This window comes from Agromyces luteolus, assembly GCF_009729855.1.
GTDB lineage: Bacteria > Actinomycetota > Actinomycetes > Actinomycetales > Microbacteriaceae > Agromyces > Agromyces luteolus.
In genome coordinates, this window is record NZ_WODA01000019.1 from 26,053 (window position 1) to 44,989 (window position 18,937).

Consider the following 18,937-nt stretch of genomic DNA (forward strand, 5'->3'; position numbering starts at 1 on the left):
AGAGATGAGGCACGACATGAGACGCAGCAGAATCGCCCTGGTCGCCGCAGCGGCCGCGACCGCGCTCCTGTTCGCCGGCTGCGCCGGCGACGCCGGCACCCCCGGCGACGACGGCGCGGAGCCGAGCGTCGAGGAGGCGCCCGAGTTCGAGGAGGGCACGACGATGGCGGCGCTCGCCGAGGCGGGCACGGTCACCGTCGGCACCAAGTTCGACCAGCCGCTCTTCGGCCTGGTCGGCCCCGACGGCGTGCCCGTCGGGTTCGACGTCGAGATCGCCAAGATCATCGCCGGCGAGCTCGGCATCGCGCCGGAGGACATCGAGTGGGTCGAGACCGTGTCGGCGAACCGGGAGCCGTTCATCGAGAACGGCCAGGTCGACTTCGTCGTCGCGACGTACACGATCAACGACGAGCGCAAGGAGGTCGTCGACTTCGCCGGGCCGTACTTCGAGGCGGGCCAGTCGATCCTCGTGCTCGCCGACAACGAGGACATCACGAGCGAGGACGACCTCGTCGGGCAGCCCGTCTGCTCGGTCACCGGATCGACTCCCGCGCAGAACCTCCGGGACCTCGGCGCGAACGTCATCGAGACCGATACCTACAGCAACTGCCTCCAGCCCCTCCGCGAGGGCGAGGCCGTGGCCGTCTCGACCGACAACGTGATCCTGGCCGGCCTGGTCGACCAGAACCCGGGCGAGTTCAAGGTCGTCGGCGAGCCGTTCACCGAGGAGCCCTACGGCATCGGCGTCATGCTCGGCGACGACGACTTCCGTTCGTGGATCAACGACGTCCTCGAGCAGTCCTACGAGGACGGCTCGTACGAGGCGGCGTGGGATGCCACGGCGGGCACCGTGCTCGAGTTCCGCGAGCCGCCGGCCGTCGACCGGTACTGATCCCCACGGAGGTCCGGGCGTCCGAGCGACGCCCGGACCTCCCGGGTCCGCAGGCCCGACCGCACGGAAAGGACGCGCGTGGACGCGATCATCGACAACCTCGACCTCTACCTCCAGGGGTTCGGAACGACGCTGCTGCTCCTGGTGGTCTCGGGGCTCGCGGCGCTCGTCATCGGCACCCTGGTCGCGGCGATGCGCATCTCGCCGGTGCCGTCGCTCCGGTGGTTCGCGACCGTGTACACGGAATTCGTCCGCAACACCCCGCTGACCCTCGTCCTGTTCTTCTGCATCTTCGTCCTGCCCCTGCTCGACGTGCGACTCGACTTCGTCACCCGCGCGATCATCGGGCTGTCGGTGTACACGTCGCCGTTCGTCGCCGAGGCGCTGCGCTCGGGCGTGAACGGCGTCCCGGTGGGCCAGGCGGAGGCCGCCCGGAGCGTCGGATTCGGCTTCCGCCAGACCGTCGGCCTCATCGTGCTCCCGCAGGCCTTCCGGATGACGATCCCGCCGCTCATCAACGTGTTCATCGCGCTCACGAAGAACACCTCCGTCGCGGGCGGCTTCTTCGTGGTCGAGCTCTTCGCCGTGGGCCGCACCGTCGCGAACGCCCGCGGCGACCAGGTGATCCCGGTGCTCCTCGGCGTCGCCGCCTTCTACCTGCTCATCACGGTGCCGCTCGGCTTGCTCGCGGCCAGACTCGAACGACGTTGGGTGGTGCAGCGATGACGAACGTCCTCTTCGACGCCCCGGGCCCGGTGGCCCGTCGCAACTCCCTGATCGCCTCGATCGCGGGCGGGATCGCCATCCTCGGCGGCCTCGCCTGGATCTTCTTCACCCTGAACGCCCCACGCGGCGAGCTGCCCGGCTACTTCGACCCGTCGCGGTGGGACATCTTCGCCGACCCGACGGTCTGGCGCTACATCTTCGTGGCGGGTGTCTGGGGCACGCTCCGCGCCGCGCTCACCGCGGCGGTGTTCGCCGTCGCGCTCGGCATCGTCTTCTCGCTGCTGCGCAGCGCGCAGACGGCGTGGATCCGCATCCCGACGGCGATCGTGCTCGAGTTCGTGCGCGGCATGCCCGTGCTGCTCATGATGCTCTTCATCCTGCTCGTGCTGAACACGGGCTCGTTCTGGGCGGTCGTCGCCGCGCTCACGCTCTACAACGGCGCGCTCATCGGCGAGGCCCTGCGCGCCGGCCTCGCGTCGCTGCCCCGCGGCCAGCGCGAGGCGGGGCTCAGCCTCGGCATGCGGCCCATGCAGTCGAAGATGCTCATCGAGTTCCCGCAGGCGTTCCGCCAGATGCTGCCGATCATCATCGCCCAGCTGGTGGTGCTCCTGAAGGACACCTCGCTCGGCTACATCGTCGGCTACGTCGAGCTGCTCCGAGTCAACATGAACCAGCTCGCGAGCTTCTACGGCAACTACTACCTGTTCTCGTTCTTCATCGTCACGCTCGTGCTCTACCTCGCGATGAACCTGGCGCTGTCGTGGTTCGCGCGGTGGGTCGCGAAGCGCACGGCCCGCCGGACCGGGCAGAAGCCGCCGAACCCCGACGAGGAGGACGAGGAGCTGCTGAAGGGCGTGGCGAAGGCGAACGCCGAGGCACGGCAGATGGGCCAGGGCTCGGTCTAGCCGCGCGCGGGTGCGCTCGCGCCACGACTAGACTCGTTGTTCGTGTCCGAGCCCCTCCAGATCACCGAACCGGCCGTCGCGGCCGCGGTCGACGCGGCCCTCGCCGCGATCGCCGCCGCGGGCGACTCCGCCGCGCTCAAGGCCGTCCGCGCCGAGCACACCGGCGAGAAGTCGACCCTCGCGCGACTGAACGCGTCGCTCCGCGACGTCCCCAACGACCAGAAGGCCGCCCTCGGCAAGCTCGTGGGCGGCGCCCGCGGCCGCGTGAACCAGGCGTTCGCGGCCCGCGAGGCCGAGATCCTCGAGGCCGAGGCCGAGGCGCAGCTGGCCGCCGAGGCGGTCGACGTCACGGCGCTGCCGTCGCGCTTCACGGCGGGGGCGCGGCATCCGCTCGCGCTGCTGCAGGACCGGGTGTGCGACGTCTTCACCGGCATGGGCTGGGAGATCGCCGAGGGGCCCGAGGTCGAGAGCGAGTGGTTCAACTTCGACGCGCTGAACTTCGACGCCGACCACCCGGCGCGGGCCATGCAGGACACGTTCTTCGTCGACCCGCCCGAGGCGCACCTCGTCATGCGCACGCACACGAGCCCCGTCCAGGTGCGCTCGATGCTCGAGCGCGAGGTGCCGATCTACGTGCTCGCGCCCGGTCGCGTGTACCGCACCGACGAGTTCGATGCAACGCACCTGCCCGTGTTCATGCAGTTCGAGGGCCTCGCGGTCGACAAGGGTCTCACGATGGCCCACCTGCGCGGCACGCTCGACCACTTCGTGAAGTCGATCTTCGGCGATGAGGCCAAGGTTCGCCTGCGCCCGAGCTTCTTCCCGTTCACCGAGCCGTCGGCCGAGCTCGACTTCTGGCACCCGACCTTCAAGGACGGCCCGCGCTGGATCGAGTGGGGCGGCTGCGGCATGGTGCACCCGAACGTGCTCCGTGCGGCCGGCATCGACCCGGAGGTCCACACCGGGTTCGCCTTCGGCATGGGCATCGAGCGCGGGCTCATGCTCCGCAACGACGTCCAGGACATGCGCGACATGGCCGAGGGCGACATCCGCTTCTCCCAGCAGTTCGGAATGGTGGTCTAGAGACATGCGAGTTCCCCTCAGCTGGCTCGCCGAGTACGTCGATCTCCCGCCGGGCACGTCACTCGACGACGTGCACGCCGCGCTCGTGCGCGTGGGGCTCGAGGAGGAGGACGTGCACACGTTCGACCTCCAGGGTCCGATCGTCGTCGGCGAGGTCCTCGAGTTCGTCGAGGAGCCGCAGTCCAACGGCAAGACCATCCGCTGGTGCCAGGTGCGCGTCGCGCCCGAGGGCGAGCCGGCCGCCGACGGCGGCGACGCCGTGCACGGCATCGTCTGCGGAGCGCGCAACTTCCTCGTCGGAGACAAGGTCGTGGTGACCCTGCCCGGCTCCGTGCTGCCCGGTCCGTTCCCGATCGCGGCGCGCAAGACCTACGGCCACGTGTCGGACGGCATGATCGCGTCGGCCAAGGAGCTCGGGCTCGGCGAGGACCACGACGGCATCCTGCGTCTCTCGACGCTCGGCATCGACGCGCCCGTCGGCACCGACGCGATCGCGCTGCTCGGCCTCGACGACGCGGCGGTCGAGATCAACGTCACGCCCGACCGCGGGTACGCGTTCTCGATCCGCGGCGTCGCCCGCGAGTACGCCCACGCGACGGGCGCGGTCTACCGCGACCCGGCCGCGCAGGTCGCGGCGGCGACGGTGCCCATGGATCCAGGCTCGGCGGACGCCTTCCCCGTCGCGGTCCGCGACGAGGCGCCGATCCGGGGCCGCGTCGGCGCGAGCGTGTTCGCGACGCGCATCGTGCGCGGCATCGACCCGACCCGGCCCACGCCGGCATGGATGGTCGCGCGGCTGAAGCTCGCCGGCATCCGCTCGCTCTCGCTGCCCGTCGACATCACGAACTACGTGATGCTCGAGCTCGGCCAGCCGATCCACGGCTACGACCTCGATGCGCTGCGGGGCGGCATCGTCGTCCGCCGCGCGACGGCGGGGGAGACCCTCGAGACGCTCGACGGCAAGGTGCGCACGCTCCACGCGGAGGACCTCCTGATCACCGACGACCGCGGGCCGATCGGCCTCGCTGGGGTCATGGGCGGCGCCACGACCGAGATCGGCGAGGCGACGACCAACGTGCTCATCGAGGCCGCGAACTTCGACCCCGTGTCGATCGCGCGCACCGCGCGGCGGCACAAGCTGCCGAGCGAGGCGTCCAAGCGATTCGAGCGCGGCGTCGACCCCGCGGTCGCGGGTGCGGCAGCCGCGCGCGTCGCGCAGCTGCTCGTGGACCTCGCCGGCGGAACCGCCGACGAGACCGGCTCGCTCCTCCACGAGGCGCCGGCGCGCGAGGCGATCCGCCTCCCCGACGGGTTCGTGACCGGGCTCATCGGGGTCGAGTACACCGCCGACGAGGTGCACGACGCGCTCGCCGAGATCGGCGGCGCAGTGACCCGCGTCGACGGCGGCTTCGATGTCGTCCCGCCGTCGTGGCGGCCCGACCTCACCGCGAACGTCGATCTCGCGGAGGAGGTCGCGCGCCTGCTGGGCTACGACCGCATCCCGTCGGTCCTGCCCGTCGCCCCGCCCGGGCGCGGCCTCACGCGATCGCAGCGCGTGCGCCGCGGCGTCGCCGACGCGCTCGCGGCCGCGGGCGCGACCGAGGTGCTCGCGTTCCCGTTCGTGTCCGAGGCCGAGAACGCCGTCTACGGCTCGCCCGACGGCTCGCCGGTCGCGGGCGTGAGGCTCGCGAACGCGCTCGACGCGACCGTGCCGTTCCTGCGCCGCTCGTTGATCCCCGGCCTCATCGGGGTGGCGCGCCGCAACCTGTCGCGGGGCTTCACCGACCTCGACGTGTACGAGCTCGGCCTCGTCTTCCTGCCCGAGGCGGGTCGCGCGTACGGCACGGCCGAACTGCCGATCGGCTGGGAGCGCCCGTCCGAGGCGGTGCTCGACGAGCTGAACGACGGCATCCCCGCGCAGCCCCGTCACGTCGGCGTGCTGCTCGCGGGTGACCTGCAGCACAAGCAGCCCGGCCGGGCCGCGGAGCCCGCGGGCATCGCCGACGCGCTCGACGCGGTCCGCCGCATCGCACACGCCGCCGGGGCCGAGGTCGAGTTCGCGCAGGGGTCGCACCAGGCGATGCATCCCGGCCGGACCGCCGAGGTGCGCGTGGCCGGGCAGTTCGTCGGCTACGCGGGCGAGCTGCACCCGAAGCTCACCGCCGAGGCCGACCTCCCGCGCGTGGTCGCCGTCGCCGAGGTCGACCTCGACGCGATCATCGCGCTCGCGAGCGACGCGGTCGAGGCGCGCCCCATCGGCACGCTCCCCGCGGCGACGCAGGACCTCTCGCTCGTCGTCGGCGCCGAGGTCCCGGCCGCGGTCGTCGCGGCCGCGGTCCGCGAGGGCGCGGGCGAGCTCCTCGAGCAGCTGCAGCTCGTCGACGACTACCGCGGGCAGGGGCTGCCGGAGGGCTCGAAGAGCCTGACGTTCGCGCTGCGCTTCCGGGCCGGCGACCGCACCCTCACCGCCGCCGAGGCGAGCGATGCCAAGATGGCCGGCGCGGCGCTCGCGGCCGAGCGCACCGGGGCGGCGATCCGCGAGTAGCGGCATCCGTCGTCCCGACGTCGAGGGCGTCCCGCCGGGCACGGCGCGGGCGCCCTCGCGCGTCGGTCGCCGACGCCGACGCCGCCGCCTCGCGCCGCGCAGCCTCGCGCCGCGCCGCCTTGCGCCGCGCCGGACGCGCGGATCGGATCCTCGCCGTGCCGCCCCTGCGGCGGTACCGTTGAGCATGGCCGAAGCGAAGACGGTTCCCACGGGAGCCTCGGTGTCGGAGTTCCTCGACGCGGTCGAACCCGCCGGCCGTCGCGACGACGGGCGGGCGCTCCGCGAACTCTTCGATCGCGTGACCGACACCGACGCGGTCATGTGGGGCCCGACGATCGTCGGGTACGGGTTGCACCACTACCGCTACGACTCGGGCCGCGAGGGAGACATGCCGGTCGTCGGGTTCTCGCCGCGGAAGGCGTCGATCTCGCTGTACGGACTGCAGACCCCGGGCGCCGACGAGCTCATCGACCGGCTCGGCAAGGTCAAGGTCGGGGCCGGATGCCTCTGGGTCGGCCGCCTCTCGACCGTCGACCTCGGGGTGCTCGAGGCGCTCGTCGATCGGGCCTGGGTGCGCACGCGCGGCGACGACGTCTGATCGACGCCGCCACGAGGCATCCGCTCGATCGCGTCGTCACGCGATTTGCACGGCGCCCGCGCAGGCGACTAGGGTCGCCGCATGTCCACCACCCGGCACGCCGAGACCGCGCACGTCGTGCGTGCCGACGTGCTGCGCGGCCGACGTCGGGGCGAGCGCCGAATCCAGGCGACTCCCGCGGCGGCCTGAGCCTGCCGCCCGGGGTGTCGCCGGAGCCGTCACCCCGATCGTTCAGCCCAATAAGGTGGATTCCATGACGTTTACCGTCGCCGTCTCCGGCGCGTCCGGCTATGCGGGCGGGGAGCTGCTGCGCCTCCTCGCCGACCATCCCGAGTTCGACGTGCGGACCGTGACCGCGCACTCGAACGCCGGCCAGCCGCTCACCGCCGTCCAGCCGCACCTGCGCAGCTACACGCACCTCACGCTCAAGGAGACCTCGGCCGAGACCCTCGCCGGGCACGACGTGGTCTTCCTCGCCCTGCCCCACGGCGCGTCGGGCGCGATCGCGGCCGAGCTCGCCGCGGACACGCTCGTGATCGACTGCGGTGCCGACCACCGGCTCGAGGACGCCGGCGACTGGGCGGCGTTCTACGGCGGCGACTTCCACGGCGCGTGGGAGTACGGCGTGCCCGAGCTGCCGCGCCTCTCGGGCACGCAGCGCACGCGGCTGGCCCGCACGCGGCGCATCGCCGCACCGGGTTGCAACGCCTCGACGGTGTCCATCTCGCTCGCGCCCGGCATCCGCGCCGGCGTCATCGAGGACGCCGACCTCGTCTCGGTGCTCGCCGTCGGGCCGTCGGGCGCCGGTCGGGCGCTCAAGGCGCACCTCCTCGGCTCCGAGATCCTCGGCTCGGCGAACCCGTATGCCGTCGGCGGCACGCATCGCCACATCCCCGAGATCCAGCAGGCGCTGCGCTGGGCGGGCGCGGCGTCGCCGACGATCTCGTTCACGCCCGTGATCGTGCCGATGTCCCGCGGCATCCTCGCGACCTCGACCGCACGGGTCGTGCCGGGGACGGATGCGGCGACCGTGCGGGCGGCCTGGGAGGACGCGTACGCGGGGGAGCCCTTCGTGCAGGTCCTGCCCGAGGGCCAGTTCCCGCGCACGGCCGACGTGCTCGGAGCCAACACCGCGCTCATCGGCCTCGCTGTCGACGAGGCTGCGGGGCGCGTCGTCGTCGTGACCGCGGTCGACAACCTCGTGAAGGGCACCGCCGGCGCCGCCATCCAGTCCGCCAACATCGCCCTCAGCCTCGCCGAGGCGACCGGGCTCCCCGTGAACGGAGTCGCACCGTGAGCGTGACCGCACCCCAGGGATTCGACGCCGCCGGCATCGCGGCCGGCATCAAGCGCTCCGGCGCGCTCGACCTCGCCGTCATCGTGAACCGAGGCCCGCTGCAGGCGGGCGCCGCGGTCTTCACCTCGAACCGGGCGAAGGCGAATCCGATCCTGTGGTCCGAGCAGGTCGTCAAGGACGGCACGGTCGCCGCGATCGTGCTGAACTCCGGCGGTGCGAACTGCTTCACGGGGCCCGAGGGGTTCCAGGTCACGCACCGGACGGCGGAGGCCGCGGCATCCGCCCTCGGGATCTCGGCGGGCGACGTGCTCGTCTGCTCGACCGGGCTCATCGGCGACCAGCTCGACGGCGAGGTGCTCGAGGAGGGCGTGCTCTCCGCGGCGAACCGGCTCGCCGGCGACGAGGCGGCCGGAGCGGACGCGGCGCGCGCGATCATGACGACCGACACGAAGCCGAAGACGGTCGAGGTCGTGGTCGACGGATGGCGCATCGGCGGCATGGCGAAGGGTGCGGGCATGCTCGCGCCGGGCCTCGCGACGATGCTCGTGGTGCTGACGACCGACGCCGTCGTCGACTCGGCGGGCCTCCGCGCGGCGCTCCGCCGGGCCACGCGGGCGACGTTCGACCGCCTCGACTCCGACGGCTGCATGTCGACGAACGACCAGGTCACGCTGCTCGCGTCCGGCGCCTCGGGCGTCGCCCCCGACCCCGAGACCTTCGTCGAGGCGCTCACGACCGCGTGCCGCGACCTCGCACTGCAACTGCAGGGCGATGCCGAGGGCGCGAGCCACGACATCGCGATCGAGGTGCGCGGCGCCGTCACGGAGGACGACGCCGTCGAGGTGGGCCGCTCGATCGCCCGGAACAACCTCTTCAAGGCCGCGATCTTCGGCAACGACCCGAACTGGGGCCGGGTGCTCGCCGCGATCGGCACGACCTCCGCGCCGTTCGACCCGTACCTCGTCGACGTGACGATGAACGGCGTCCGGGTCTGCCACGCCGGGCGGCCCGATCGCCCGCGCGAGGACGTGGACCTCACGCCCCGCGCGACGAGCGTGATCGTCGAGCTGCACGCGGGCGAGGCATCCGCCACGATCTGGACGAACGACCTCACGCACGACTACGTGCACGAGAACAGCGCGTACTCGAGCTGAGCATGAGCGAGGAGCAGATGACCCCCGACGCCGACGCGTCCGCCGACGCCGACGCGCGCAGCGACGCGGCCGCCGCCGCCCGCAAGGCCGGAACCCTGATCGAGGCGCTGCCGTGGCTGAAGCGCTTCCACGGCGAGACGATCGTCGTGAAGTTCGGCGGCAACGCGATGGTGAGCCCCGAACTGCAGCGCGCGTTCGCTGAGGACATGGTGTACCTCCGCTACGCCGGCATCCGCCCGGTCGTCGTGCACGGCGGCGGCCCGCAGATCTCCTCGATGCTCGACCGGCTGGGCATCGCGAGCGAGTTCCGCGGCGGCTACCGGGTCACGACCCCCGAGACCATGGACGTCGTCCGCATGGTGCTGTCGGGCCAGGTGAACCGCGAGCTCGTGAGCCTCATCAACGAGCACGGCCCGCTCGCGGCCGGGCTCTCCGGTGAGGACGCGGGACTGTTCCGCGGCCGTCGTCGCGGCGCGATCGTCGACGGCGTCGAGGTCGACCTCGGACTCGTCGGCGATGTCGTGCAGGTCGACCCCGAGGCCGTGCTCGCGCAGCTCGACGCCGGCCGCATCCCCGTGGTGTCCTCGATCGCGCCCGACCTCGACCAGCCCGGCCAGTCGCTGAACGTCAACGCCGATTCGGCCGCCGCCTCGCTCGCGGTCGCGCTCGGCGCGGCGAAGCTCGTCATCCTGACCGACGTCGCGGGCCTCTACCGCGACTGGCCGAACCGCGACTCGCTCGTCTCCGAGATCGACGTGCCCGAGCTCGAGGCGCTGCTGCCGTCGCTCGAGTCGGGCATGATCCCGAAGATGACGGCGTGCCTCGAAGCGGTCGCGGGCGGCGTGCCGAAGGCCGCGATCATCGACGGCCGCGTGCCGCACTCGATCCTGCTCGAGATCTTCACGAGGCAGGGGATCGGCACCGAGGTCGTGCCCGCGGCCGTCGGCGCCGGGAACGGTGCCATGACGGATGCCGCGGGGGTGACCTCGTGACCGACGCGAACGAGTGGCGCGAGCACTACGCCCGCCGCATGATGAAGACGCTCGGCATGCCGCTCGCCAAGCTCGAGCGCGGCGAGGGCGCATGGGTCCAGGACGACGCCGGCACGTGGTACCTCGACTTCCTCGCCGGCATCGCCGTGAACTCGCTCGGGCATGCGCACCCCGTGTTCGTCGAGGCCGTGACGCGGCAGGCCTCGAAGCTCGCGCACGTGTCGAACTACTTCGCGACGGACCCCGCGCTCGAGCTGGCCGACCGGCTCACGCGACTCTCCGGCGCCGGCGACGCCGGGCGCGTGTGGTTCGGCAACTCGGGCGCCGAGGCGAACGAGGCCGCCTTCAAGCTCGCACGCCTGAACAACTCCGGCGGGGCCCGGACGCGTGTGCTCGCCCTGGTCGACGCGTTCCACGGCCGCACCATGGGCTCGCTCGCCCTGACCGGCAAGCCGGCGATGCGCGACGCGTTCGAACCGCTCCCCGGCGGGGTCACGCACATCCCCTCGACGATCGATGCGCTCGAGGCCGAGCTCGACGACTCCGTCGCGGCGCTGATCGTCGAGCCGATCAAGGGCGAGGCGGGCGTGCTCGAGCTGCCCGAGGGCTACCTGAAGGCGGCGCGCGACCTGACGCGCCGGCACGGTGCGCTCCTCGTCGTCGACGAGGTGCAGACCGGCGCGGGCCGGACGGGCGAGTGGTTCGCGTTCCAGCACGCCGGCATCGTGCCCGATGCGATCACCGTCGCGAAGGGCATCGGCGGGGGCATCCCGATCGGCGGGCTCGTGACGTTCGGTCACGCCTCCGACCTCTACTCGCGGGGCCAGCACGGTTCGACCTACGGAGGCAACCCGCTCTCGACCGCCGTGTCGAACGCCGTCCTGTCGGAGATCGAACGCGCCGGGCTCGTCGAGAACGCCGCACGCCGCGGCGCCGAGCTGCGCGACCGCGTGCTCGGCCTGGGCTCGCCGCTCGTCGCGGGCATGCGCGGGCGAGGGCTCCTCGCCGGGGTCGCGCTCAGCGAACCGGTCGCGTCCGACCTCTCCGCCGCGGCAATGCGGGCCGGCCTCATCGTCAATGCGGCGAACGACTCGACCATCCGCCTCGCCCCGCCGCTCATCATCGGCGATGCCGAACTCGACGAGTTCACCGACCGCTTCGGCCGCGCGCTCGAGACCGTCGCCGACGCCCGCTGACCCGGCCGCCCACCAGACCGAAGACCATCCCGCTCGCCCCGCGCAGAACGGAGCATCCATGACCCGCCACTTCCTCCGCGACGACGACATCACGCCCGCCGAGCAGGCCGAGATCCTCGACCTCGCGGTCCGCCTCAAGGCCGACCGCTGGGCCGAGACCCCGCTGGCTGGCCCGCAGACCGTCGCCGTCATCTTCGACAAGTCCTCGACCCGCACGCGCGTCTCCTTCGCGGTCGGCATCGCCGACCTCGGCGGTTCGCCGCTGATCATCTCGACCGCGAGCAGCCAGCTCGGCGGCAAGGAGACGCCGTCCGACACGGCACGCGTGCTCGAGCGGATGGTGTCGGCCATCGTCTGGCGCACCTACGCGCAATCCGGCCTCGACGAGATGGCCGCAGGCACCACGGTCCCCGTCGTCAACGCGCTCTCCGACGACTTCCACCCGTGCCAGCTGCTCGCCGACCTCCTCACGATCCGCGAGCACAAGGGCGACCTTGCCGGGCTCACGGTCGCCTTCCTGGGCGACGGCGCCTCCAACATGGCCCAGTCGTACGTGCTCGCGGGCGCGACGGCCGGCATGCACGTGCGGGTCGCCTCGCCCGAGGAGTTCGCGCCCGCGTCATCCGTCGTCGCCGACGCGGACCGCATCGCCGCCGCCACCGGAGGCTCGGTCGCGCTGTACACCGACGCCGCCGAGGCCGCGGCCGGCGCCGACGTCATCGTCACCGACACCTGGGTGTCGATGGGCAAGGAGGACGAGAAGGCGCACCGCGTCGCCACGTTCGGGGCCTATGCGGTCGACGCCGACCTGATGTCGCTCGCGAAGCCCGACGCCGTCTTCATGCACTGCCTGCCCGCCGACCGCGGCTACGAGGTGAGCGCCGACGTCATCGACGGCCCGCAGTCGATCATCTGGGACGAGGCGGAGAACCGGCTGCACGCGCAGAAGGCGCTGCTCGTCTGGCTCCTCGCCGGGAAGGACGCGTGAGCATGTCGGATCAGCACGGCACGAACGAGGGATCGCTCTGGGGCGCGCGCTTCGCCGGCGGACCCTCGCCCGAACTGCAGCGCCTGTCGAAGTCGACCCACTTCGACTGGCAGCTCGCTCCCTACGACCTCGCCGGGTCGCGCGCGCACGCCCGCGCGCTCGCCGCTGCGGGGTACCTCGAGGCCGACGAGCTCGACCGCATGATCGCGGGCCTCGACGCGCTCGAGCAGCGCGTGGCCGACGGCGAACTCGTCGCCGCCGATTCCGACGAGGACGTGCACGGCGCGCTCGAGGCCGCGCTCATCGCCGAGGTCGGCCCCGAGCTCGGCGGCAAGCTGCGCGCCGGCCGCAGCCGCAACGACCAGATCGCCACGCTCGTGCGCCTCTACCTGAAGGACCACGCGATCACGATCGGCCGCATGCTCGTGCACCTCATCGACGCGCTCTCGGCACAGGCCGACGCGCATCGCACGGCGATCATGCCCGGGCGCACCCACCTTCAGCACGCCCAGCCCGTGCTCCTCGCGCACCACCTGCTCGCGCACGGCTGGGCGCTCTCGCGCGACCTCGAGCGTCTCGTCGACTGGATGAAGCGCGCGGACGTCTCGCCCTACGGCGGCGGTGCCCTCGCCGGGTCGACGCTCGGCCTCGACGCGGCATCGGTCGCCCGAGACCTCGGCCTCGCGCACCCCGCCGAGAACTCGATCGACGGCACCGCGAGCCGCGACGTCGTCGCCGAGTTCGCGTTCGTCGCCGCCATGATCGGCATCGACCTCTCGCGCATCTCGGAGGAGGTCATCCTCTGGAACACGCGGGAGTTCGGCTTCGTCACGCTCGACGACGCCTACTCGACCGGGTCGTCGATCATGCCGCAGAAGAAGAATCCCGACATCGCCGAGCTCGCGCGCGGCAAGTCCGGGCGGCTCATCGGCAACCTCTCGGGCCTGCTGTCGACGCTCAAGGCGCTGCCACTGGCGTACAACCGCGATCTGCAGGAGGACAAGGAGCCCGTCTTCGACTCGGTCGAGACGCTCGAGGTGCTCCTGCCCGCCTTCACGGGCATGGTCGCGTCGCTGACGTTCCACACCGAGCGCATGGCGGAGCTCGCGCCGGCCGGCTACTCGCTCGCGACGGATGTCGCGGAGTGGCTCGTGAAGCGCCGGGTGCCGTTCCGCGACGCCCACGAGATCACGGGCGCGCTCGTCCGGTACGCCGAGACGAACGGGCTCGAGCTGCACGAGGTCGACGACGACGCGCTGGCGTCGATCTCGGCGCACCTCGTGCCCGAGGTGCGCGAGGTGCTCACGATCGAGGGATCGGTCGCGAGCCGCGACGGCATCGGCGGCACCGCGCCGTCCCGCGTCGACGCCCAGTTCGCGACGCTCGCCGACCGCGTGCGGCACCTCGTGTCGGTCCTGCCCGGCGGAGACGACTGAACGACGATCCGGCGATGGCGGCGATGGGCATGGGCGAGCGGATGCCGCGACCGGCGTCGCACGCGGGGCTCGTGGCACCGGATCGAGCCTGGTTCCGGCGCGACCCCGTGGCGTTGGCGCCGCTGCTGCTCGGTGCGGTGCTCGCCTACGACGCCGAGGACGGACGGGTCGCCGTCCGACTCTCCGAGGTCGAGGCGTACCGCGGGGTCGGCGTCGACCCGGGTTCGCACGCGTTCCGCGGGCGCACGGCCCGCAACGCGGTGATGTTCGGTGAGGGCGGGCATCTCTACGCCTACTTCACGTACGGCATGCACGTGTGCCTCAACGTGGTCGCCGGCGAGGCCGGCACCTCCGCCGGCATCCTGCTGCGCGGCGGGACCGTCGTCGACGGGCTCGACCTGGCGCGATCGCGGCGGCCGCGCTCGACGGATCGCGACCTCGCACGGGGGCCGGCACGCCTCGCGCAGGCGCTCGGCGTGCCGCTCGCCGCGAACGGCTCGGACCTCCTCGCAGCACCCTTCTCGCTCGAGGTGCGTTCCGCGCCGCTCGCGCACGAGACCGGGCCGCGGACGGGGATCAGCGGGGCCGGCGGCGCGGCCTCGTACCCGTGGCGGTTCTGGGTGCCGGGCGATCCGGGCGTCTCGGTGTACCGGCGGCATCCGAAGTCGCACTGAGCGCGCGCGCCGTGCGTCGGGCGCCGCGGCAGGGAGCGGCGCCGGCGATCACCGGACCGAGAGGTGGACGGCGAGCGCCGCGGCGCACGCCCAGATGAGGCTGGCGAACGTGCCGATGATGAACCGCTCGCGCGCCTCGGGCGCCTCGAGCTCGGTGAAGCGGCCGACGCCCTTGACCGCGACGACGATCGCGAGCCCCTCGGGGAAGCCCGCGATGATGCTCCCGGCAGCGGCGAGCCGTTCGAGCACGCCGATCGTGAGGCCGCCGCGCAGGACCTCGCGCCGCCTCGGCGCGACTCCGGGCGGCGTCGCCTCGTCGGAGCGGACCGCGACGAGGATGCCGCCGTGCGCGCCGGGCGGGGTGCTCGACCCCATCGCCAGTTGGAGCGCCGTCGCGGCGGCCGGGCTCCCGCCGAAGACCGCGACGGCCATGCCGAGGAGTCCGACGAGCGGTGCTGCGACCGTCGGCACGTCGTCGGGCACGGTCGCGGCGGCGACGATCGCGATCGCGAGGGCGCCCGCCGCGGGCCAGAGGTGGATCGGCCGCGGGCGCAGGTACGCCAGCACGGAGAACACCGCCGACGCGCCCAGGGCGACGACGATCACCGCCCATCCGGCGGCCGACATCGCACCGACGACGTTCACGGGTCCTCCGCTCTCCCGGGTTCGGGCCGGGTCCGGATCCGGGGTTCGGGCTCCCGGGGTCGGGTCCGAGCATAGCGACGGCGTCGGTCACCGACGAGGAGCGTCTCCGTCCAGCGAGGCGATCAGTCGGACGATGGCCGGGCGCGCCTCGTCGTCGGCCGACCACATGGCGGTCCGCAGTCGCTGGCTGACCGCGGCATCCGAGATGCCGAGCAGCTCGGCCGCGTGCTTCTGCGAGCGACCCGAGCGCACCAGGTCCACCGCCTCCCAGCCCTGCGGGGTGCGCCGGTCGCGGAGGAGCAGGAGCAGCCGGACGATCGCCTCGACCTCGCCGGCAGGGAGCAGCCCGGTGTCGGCGCCGTCGGTGCGGAGCGCGAAGCGCGCCTCCGCCCGCTTGGCCGCATCGACGGCCTCGCGTGCCGCGAAGAACGCGCCGCCCGTGGCCTTGCGGACGGCGTCCGGGAGCGGTTCCCTGACGCCGCCGACGCCGAGCCCGATGCTCCAGTGCCCGTCGCGCGCGAGGTGCAGGACGAGGTCGGTGGCGGTCGCGGCGTCATCGGTGAGCACCTGCAGCTCGTCGCCCGCGGTCTGGTCGACGGGCAGGCGCAGGAGCTCGCCGAAGCGCCCCTGCAACTCGCGTTGCATGGCCGCGGACCGGTCGACGTCCGTGCGGCTCCCGATCTGGTCGGCGGTGACGACGTACATCGCGCTCCTCCGTCTCAAGTGTGGAACCTTGACTGGCTGAAATGAAGTATAGAAGCTTGAATCGGTGTGGTCAAGGCTGGCGACTTCATCCGGCCCGGCCTCGGCCGCTGCTACCCTTGCACTCGTGTCCGACCCCGTGATCCTCGCCACGCAGCAGAACGACCCCTCGTTCGACGACGTCTGGGAGGAGCTGCGCTGGCGCGGCCTCGTCCACGTCTCGACCGACGAGGCGGCGCTGAAGCGACTGCTCGCCGGCGACCCGGTCACGTACTACTGCGGGTTCGACCCGACGGCGCCGAGCCTGCACCTGGGCAACCTCGTGCAGATCCTCACGCTCCGGCGGCTCCAGCTCGCGGGCCACAAGCCCCTCGGCCTGGTCGGGGGTTCCACCGGCCTCATCGGCGACCCCCGCCCCACCGCCGAGCGCACGCTGAACACCAAGGAGACCGTCGCCGACTGGGTCGGCCGCCTCGACGCCCAGGTCCGACGGTTCCTCTCCGCGGAGGGCGACAACGCCGTCCGGATGGTGAACAACCTCGACTGGACCGCCGACCTCTCGGCGATCGACTTCCTCCGCGACATCGGCAAGCACTACCGCGTCGGCACCATGCTGAAGAAGGACGCCGTCGCCTCGCGACTCAACTCCGACGCCGGCATCAGCTACACCGAGTTCAGCTACCAGATCCTCCAGGGCTTCGACTACCTCGAGCTCTACCGCCAGTACGACTGCGTGCTGCAGACCGGCGGCAGCGATCAGTGGGGCAACCTCACGAGCGGCACGGACCTCATCCACCGGGTCGAGGGCGTGCACGTGCACGCGATCGGCACGCCGCTCATCACCAACTCCGACGGCACGAAGTTCGGCAAGAGCGAGGGCAACGCGATCTGGCTCGACGCCGACATGTGCAGCCCGTACCGCTTCTACCAGTTCTGGCTGAACGCCGACGACGCCGACGTCATCGACCGGCTCAAGGTGTTCACGTTCCTCAGCCGCGAGCGCATCGAGGAGCTCGCCGACAAGGTCGCGAACGAGCCCTTCCGCCGCGAGGCGCAGCGGGTGCTCGCCCACGAGGTGACGACCCTGGTGCATGGCGCGGATGCCACGGCATCCGTCGTCGCGGCGTCGCAGGCCCTCTTCGGGCAGGGCGACCTCGCAGGGCTCGACCGAGGCACGCTCGAGGCCGCGCTCCGCGAGCTGCCCCACACCGAGACCGAGGCGGATGCCACGATCGTGCAGGTGCTCGTCGACACGGGCCTCGTCACGAGCCTCAGCGAGGGTCGCCGCGCGATCGCACAGGGCGGCGTGTCGATCGACAACGTCCGCATCGAGGACGAGACGGCGATCATCGGCGGCCGGGTCGACGCCGGGGGCATGGCCGTCCTCCGTCGCGGCAAGAAGACGCTCGCGGGCGTGTTCGTCCGGTAGGTCCCGATGACGCGCGAGGCAGCGGACCGACTCCTCGCGCGGGCGTGGGCGGACCTCGGGCGGGATCCGTCCGAGCTCGCGGCCCTCGCGCCGCTGCCCGACGTGCCGCTGCCCGCGCGTCTCGACGTCTCCTCGCTCGCCGCGGCATCCGTGGCCGCCGCGAGCCTCGCCGCCTGGTCGACGGATGCCGCGTCCGGATCGATCAGCCTCGACGGAGCCCGCATCGCGACGGCGTTCCAGAGCGAACGCGTCGCCCGTCTCGACGGCGAGGTGCCGTCCGTGTGGTCGCCGCTCTCGGGGTTCCGGCGCTCGCGGGACGGGTGGGTGCGCACGCACGGCAACTACCCGCACCATGCGGCTGCGCTCCGCGGCGTGCTCGACGTCGACGAGGGTGCGGATGCCGCGGCGATCGACGCGGCGGTCGGCGGCTGGTCCGCCGTGGACCTCGCCGAAGCGGTGACCCGGGCCGGCGGGATGTGCGTCGCCGTCGAGGTCGAGGATCCGGACGTGGATCACGAGCTCAGGCGGCATCCGCTCGTCGAGGTGTCGTCGATCGGCGACGCCGAGGCGGCGGCCAGGCGGTCGACCGACCCCGATCGACCGCTCGCGGGCATCCGCATCCTGGACCTCACCCGCGTGATCGCCGGGCCGGTCGCGACGCGGACGCTCGCGTTGCTCGGCGCGGACGTGCTCCGGATCGACCCTCCGTCGCCGGCCGAACCGGAGTGGCAGCACCTCGAAGGCGGGCCCGGCAAGCGCTCGGCACTGCTCGACCTGCGCTCGGACGCGGACGCCGGTCGGTTCGACGAACTCCTCGCCGAGGCCGACGCGATCGTGCTCGGGTACCGCCCGGCGGCCCTCGATCGGCTCGGACTCGCGCCTGCGGACCTCGCAGTGCGCCGCCCCGGGCTCGTCGTCGGGCAGCTCTCCGCCTGGGGATTCGACGGCGTCGCGGGGGAGCGGGGTGGGTTCGACAGCCTCGTCCAGGCGGCATCCGGCATCTCGCTCGTCGAGGGTACGACTGATGCGCCCGGTGCACTGCCCGCCCAGGCGCTCGACCATTCGACCGGCTATCTCCTCGCCGCGGCCATGACCTCGCTGATCGGACGTCGGTCGAGCGTCGGAGGTTCGTGGCTGGCTCGGATGTCGCTCCGGCGCACGGCCGCCGAGCTCCTCGGGTTGCCGAGGCGGGCCGATGCGGGGCCATCCGGGATGGACGATGCGACGCGCGAACGGCATGCGGTGACGCTCGTCGGACCAGCCGGGGAGCAGCGCATCGCCGCTCCCGCCGTCGCCTCGCCCCGCGGTGCGGTGGACTGGCCGGACGCGCCGCATCGGTGGGGTTCGGATCAGCCGTCCTGGGCGCGCTGACGCGCGACACGCCCGGGATGCGATGCCGAGTTGCGACCCCTGCCCGATCTCCGTAGAGTATTCATTCGTTGCCCCACAGGAGCGAGTGAAGCGAGAAGCTTCGCCTCCTCAAGCGGCACGATCCCGAACCCCCGATCCTTACGCAGGATCCCGGGTTCGAAGCATCCGCACCGGTCCCACGGGATCTCCGGATGAATGACGAACATCGCTTCGGATGATCGATCGCAGTGCGGTCGTGATCCGGGTGCGTCCGTTCCTTGAGAACTCAACAGCGTGCACTATGTTCAATGCCAATTTTTTGAAC

17 protein-coding genes are annotated in these 18,937 nt (G+C 72.4%); 15 read left to right on the forward strand and 2 right to left on the reverse strand.

Annotated features, from left to right (window positions below; genetic code table 11):
* Nucleotides 1–16 precede the first annotated feature (16 nt).
* The 13 genes from GLX25_RS10125 (at nucleotide 17) to GLX25_RS10185 (ending at nucleotide 14,486) form a co-directional block, all read left to right on the forward strand.
* Nucleotides 17–892, forward strand: coding sequence for a glutamate ABC transporter substrate-binding protein (locus GLX25_RS10125; protein WP_155052054.1), 876 nt, complete (start codon nucleotides 17–19; stop codon nucleotides 890–892).
* Between the two features lie 78 nt (nucleotides 893–970).
* Nucleotides 971–1,618 (forward strand): amino acid ABC transporter permease, encoded by a 648-nt coding sequence (locus GLX25_RS10130; RefSeq protein ID WP_166548693.1) that lies wholly within the window; start codon nucleotides 971–973, stop codon nucleotides 1,616–1,618.
* Nucleotides 1,615–2,523: an amino acid ABC transporter permease gene (locus GLX25_RS10135; protein ID WP_155842381.1), complete on the forward strand. Its 909-nt coding sequence runs from the start codon at nucleotides 1,615–1,617 to the stop codon at nucleotides 2,521–2,523. Before GLX25_RS10130 ends, GLX25_RS10135 begins: the two co-directional genes overlap by 4 nt.
* A 42-nt stretch (nucleotides 2,524–2,565) precedes the next feature.
* Nucleotides 2,566–3,606 (forward strand): phenylalanine--tRNA ligase subunit alpha, encoded by a 1,041-nt coding sequence (pheS, locus tag GLX25_RS10140; protein WP_166548694.1) that lies wholly within the window; start codon nucleotides 2,566–2,568, stop codon nucleotides 3,604–3,606.
* Between the two features lie 4 nt (nucleotides 3,607–3,610).
* Entirely contained in the window at nucleotides 3,611–6,151 is a 2,541-nt protein-coding gene (pheT, locus tag GLX25_RS10145) for a phenylalanine--tRNA ligase subunit beta (protein WP_155842383.1), read from the forward strand.
* Between the two features lie 184 nt (nucleotides 6,152–6,335).
* On the forward strand, nucleotides 6,336–6,749 hold the full coding sequence (locus tag GLX25_RS10150; RefSeq protein ID WP_155842384.1) for a DUF1801 domain-containing protein: 414 nt from the start codon (nucleotides 6,336–6,338) through the stop codon (nucleotides 6,747–6,749).
* Nucleotides 6,750–7,002: 253 nt separating this feature from the next.
* Nucleotides 7,003–8,046: an N-acetyl-gamma-glutamyl-phosphate reductase gene (gene argC / locus GLX25_RS10155; protein ID WP_155842385.1), complete on the forward strand. Its 1,044-nt coding sequence runs from the start codon at nucleotides 7,003–7,005 to the stop codon at nucleotides 8,044–8,046.
* Nucleotides 8,043–9,200, forward strand: coding sequence for a bifunctional glutamate N-acetyltransferase/amino-acid acetyltransferase ArgJ (gene argJ, locus GLX25_RS10160; protein ID WP_166548695.1), 1,158 nt, complete (start codon nucleotides 8,043–8,045; stop codon nucleotides 9,198–9,200). Before argC ends, argJ begins: the two co-directional genes overlap by 4 nt.
* A gap of 17 nt (nucleotides 9,201–9,217) precedes the next feature.
* The gene (gene argB, locus GLX25_RS10165) at nucleotides 9,218–10,192 is read left to right on the forward strand and encodes an acetylglutamate kinase (protein WP_240898298.1); all 975 of its coding nucleotides are present in this window, start codon (nucleotides 9,218–9,220) and stop codon (nucleotides 10,190–10,192) included.
* A 38-nt stretch (nucleotides 10,193–10,230) separates the two neighbouring features.
* Nucleotides 10,231–11,388, forward strand: a complete 1,158-nt coding sequence (locus tag GLX25_RS10170; protein ID WP_155842396.1) for an acetylornithine transaminase — start codon at nucleotides 10,231–10,233, stop codon at nucleotides 11,386–11,388.
* A gap of 58 nt (nucleotides 11,389–11,446) precedes the next feature.
* The gene (argF, locus tag GLX25_RS10175; RefSeq protein WP_155842387.1) at nucleotides 11,447–12,376 is read left to right on the forward strand and encodes an ornithine carbamoyltransferase; all 930 of its coding nucleotides are present in this window, start codon (nucleotides 11,447–11,449) and stop codon (nucleotides 12,374–12,376) included.
* A gap of 2 nt (nucleotides 12,377–12,378) precedes the next feature.
* On the forward strand, nucleotides 12,379–13,812 hold the full coding sequence (gene argH, locus GLX25_RS10180; protein WP_155842388.1) for an argininosuccinate lyase: 1,434 nt from the start codon (nucleotides 12,379–12,381) through the stop codon (nucleotides 13,810–13,812).
* Between the two features lie 23 nt (nucleotides 13,813–13,835).
* Nucleotides 13,836–14,486: a DNA-3-methyladenine glycosylase gene (locus tag GLX25_RS10185; protein ID WP_240898299.1), complete on the forward strand. Its 651-nt coding sequence runs from the start codon at nucleotides 13,836–13,838 to the stop codon at nucleotides 14,484–14,486.
* Nucleotides 14,487–14,534: 48 nt separating this feature from the next.
* Here the strand turns inward: GLX25_RS10185 and GLX25_RS10190 are convergent, their stop codons facing one another.
* Nucleotides 14,535–15,131: a hypothetical protein gene (locus GLX25_RS10190; protein WP_155842389.1), complete on the reverse strand. Its 597-nt coding sequence runs from the start codon at nucleotides 15,129–15,131 to the stop codon at nucleotides 14,535–14,537.
* An 87-nt stretch (nucleotides 15,132–15,218) separates the two neighbouring features.
* Nucleotides 15,219–15,854 (reverse strand): SatD family protein, encoded by a 636-nt coding sequence (locus GLX25_RS10195; RefSeq protein WP_240898295.1) that lies wholly within the window; start codon nucleotides 15,852–15,854, stop codon nucleotides 15,219–15,221.
* A gap of 106 nt (nucleotides 15,855–15,960) precedes the next feature.
* Between GLX25_RS10195 and tyrS the strand changes: the two genes are divergently transcribed.
* A complete protein-coding gene (gene tyrS, locus GLX25_RS10200) occupies nucleotides 15,961–17,262 on the forward strand; it encodes a tyrosine--tRNA ligase (protein WP_271192601.1) in 1,302 nt (433 codons plus the stop codon).
* A 6-nt stretch (nucleotides 17,263–17,268) separates the two neighbouring features.
* Nucleotides 17,269–18,633, forward strand: a complete 1,365-nt coding sequence (locus GLX25_RS10205) for a CoA transferase (protein WP_155842390.1) — start codon at nucleotides 17,269–17,271, stop codon at nucleotides 18,631–18,633.
* Nucleotides 18,634–18,937: the final 304 nt, after the last annotated feature.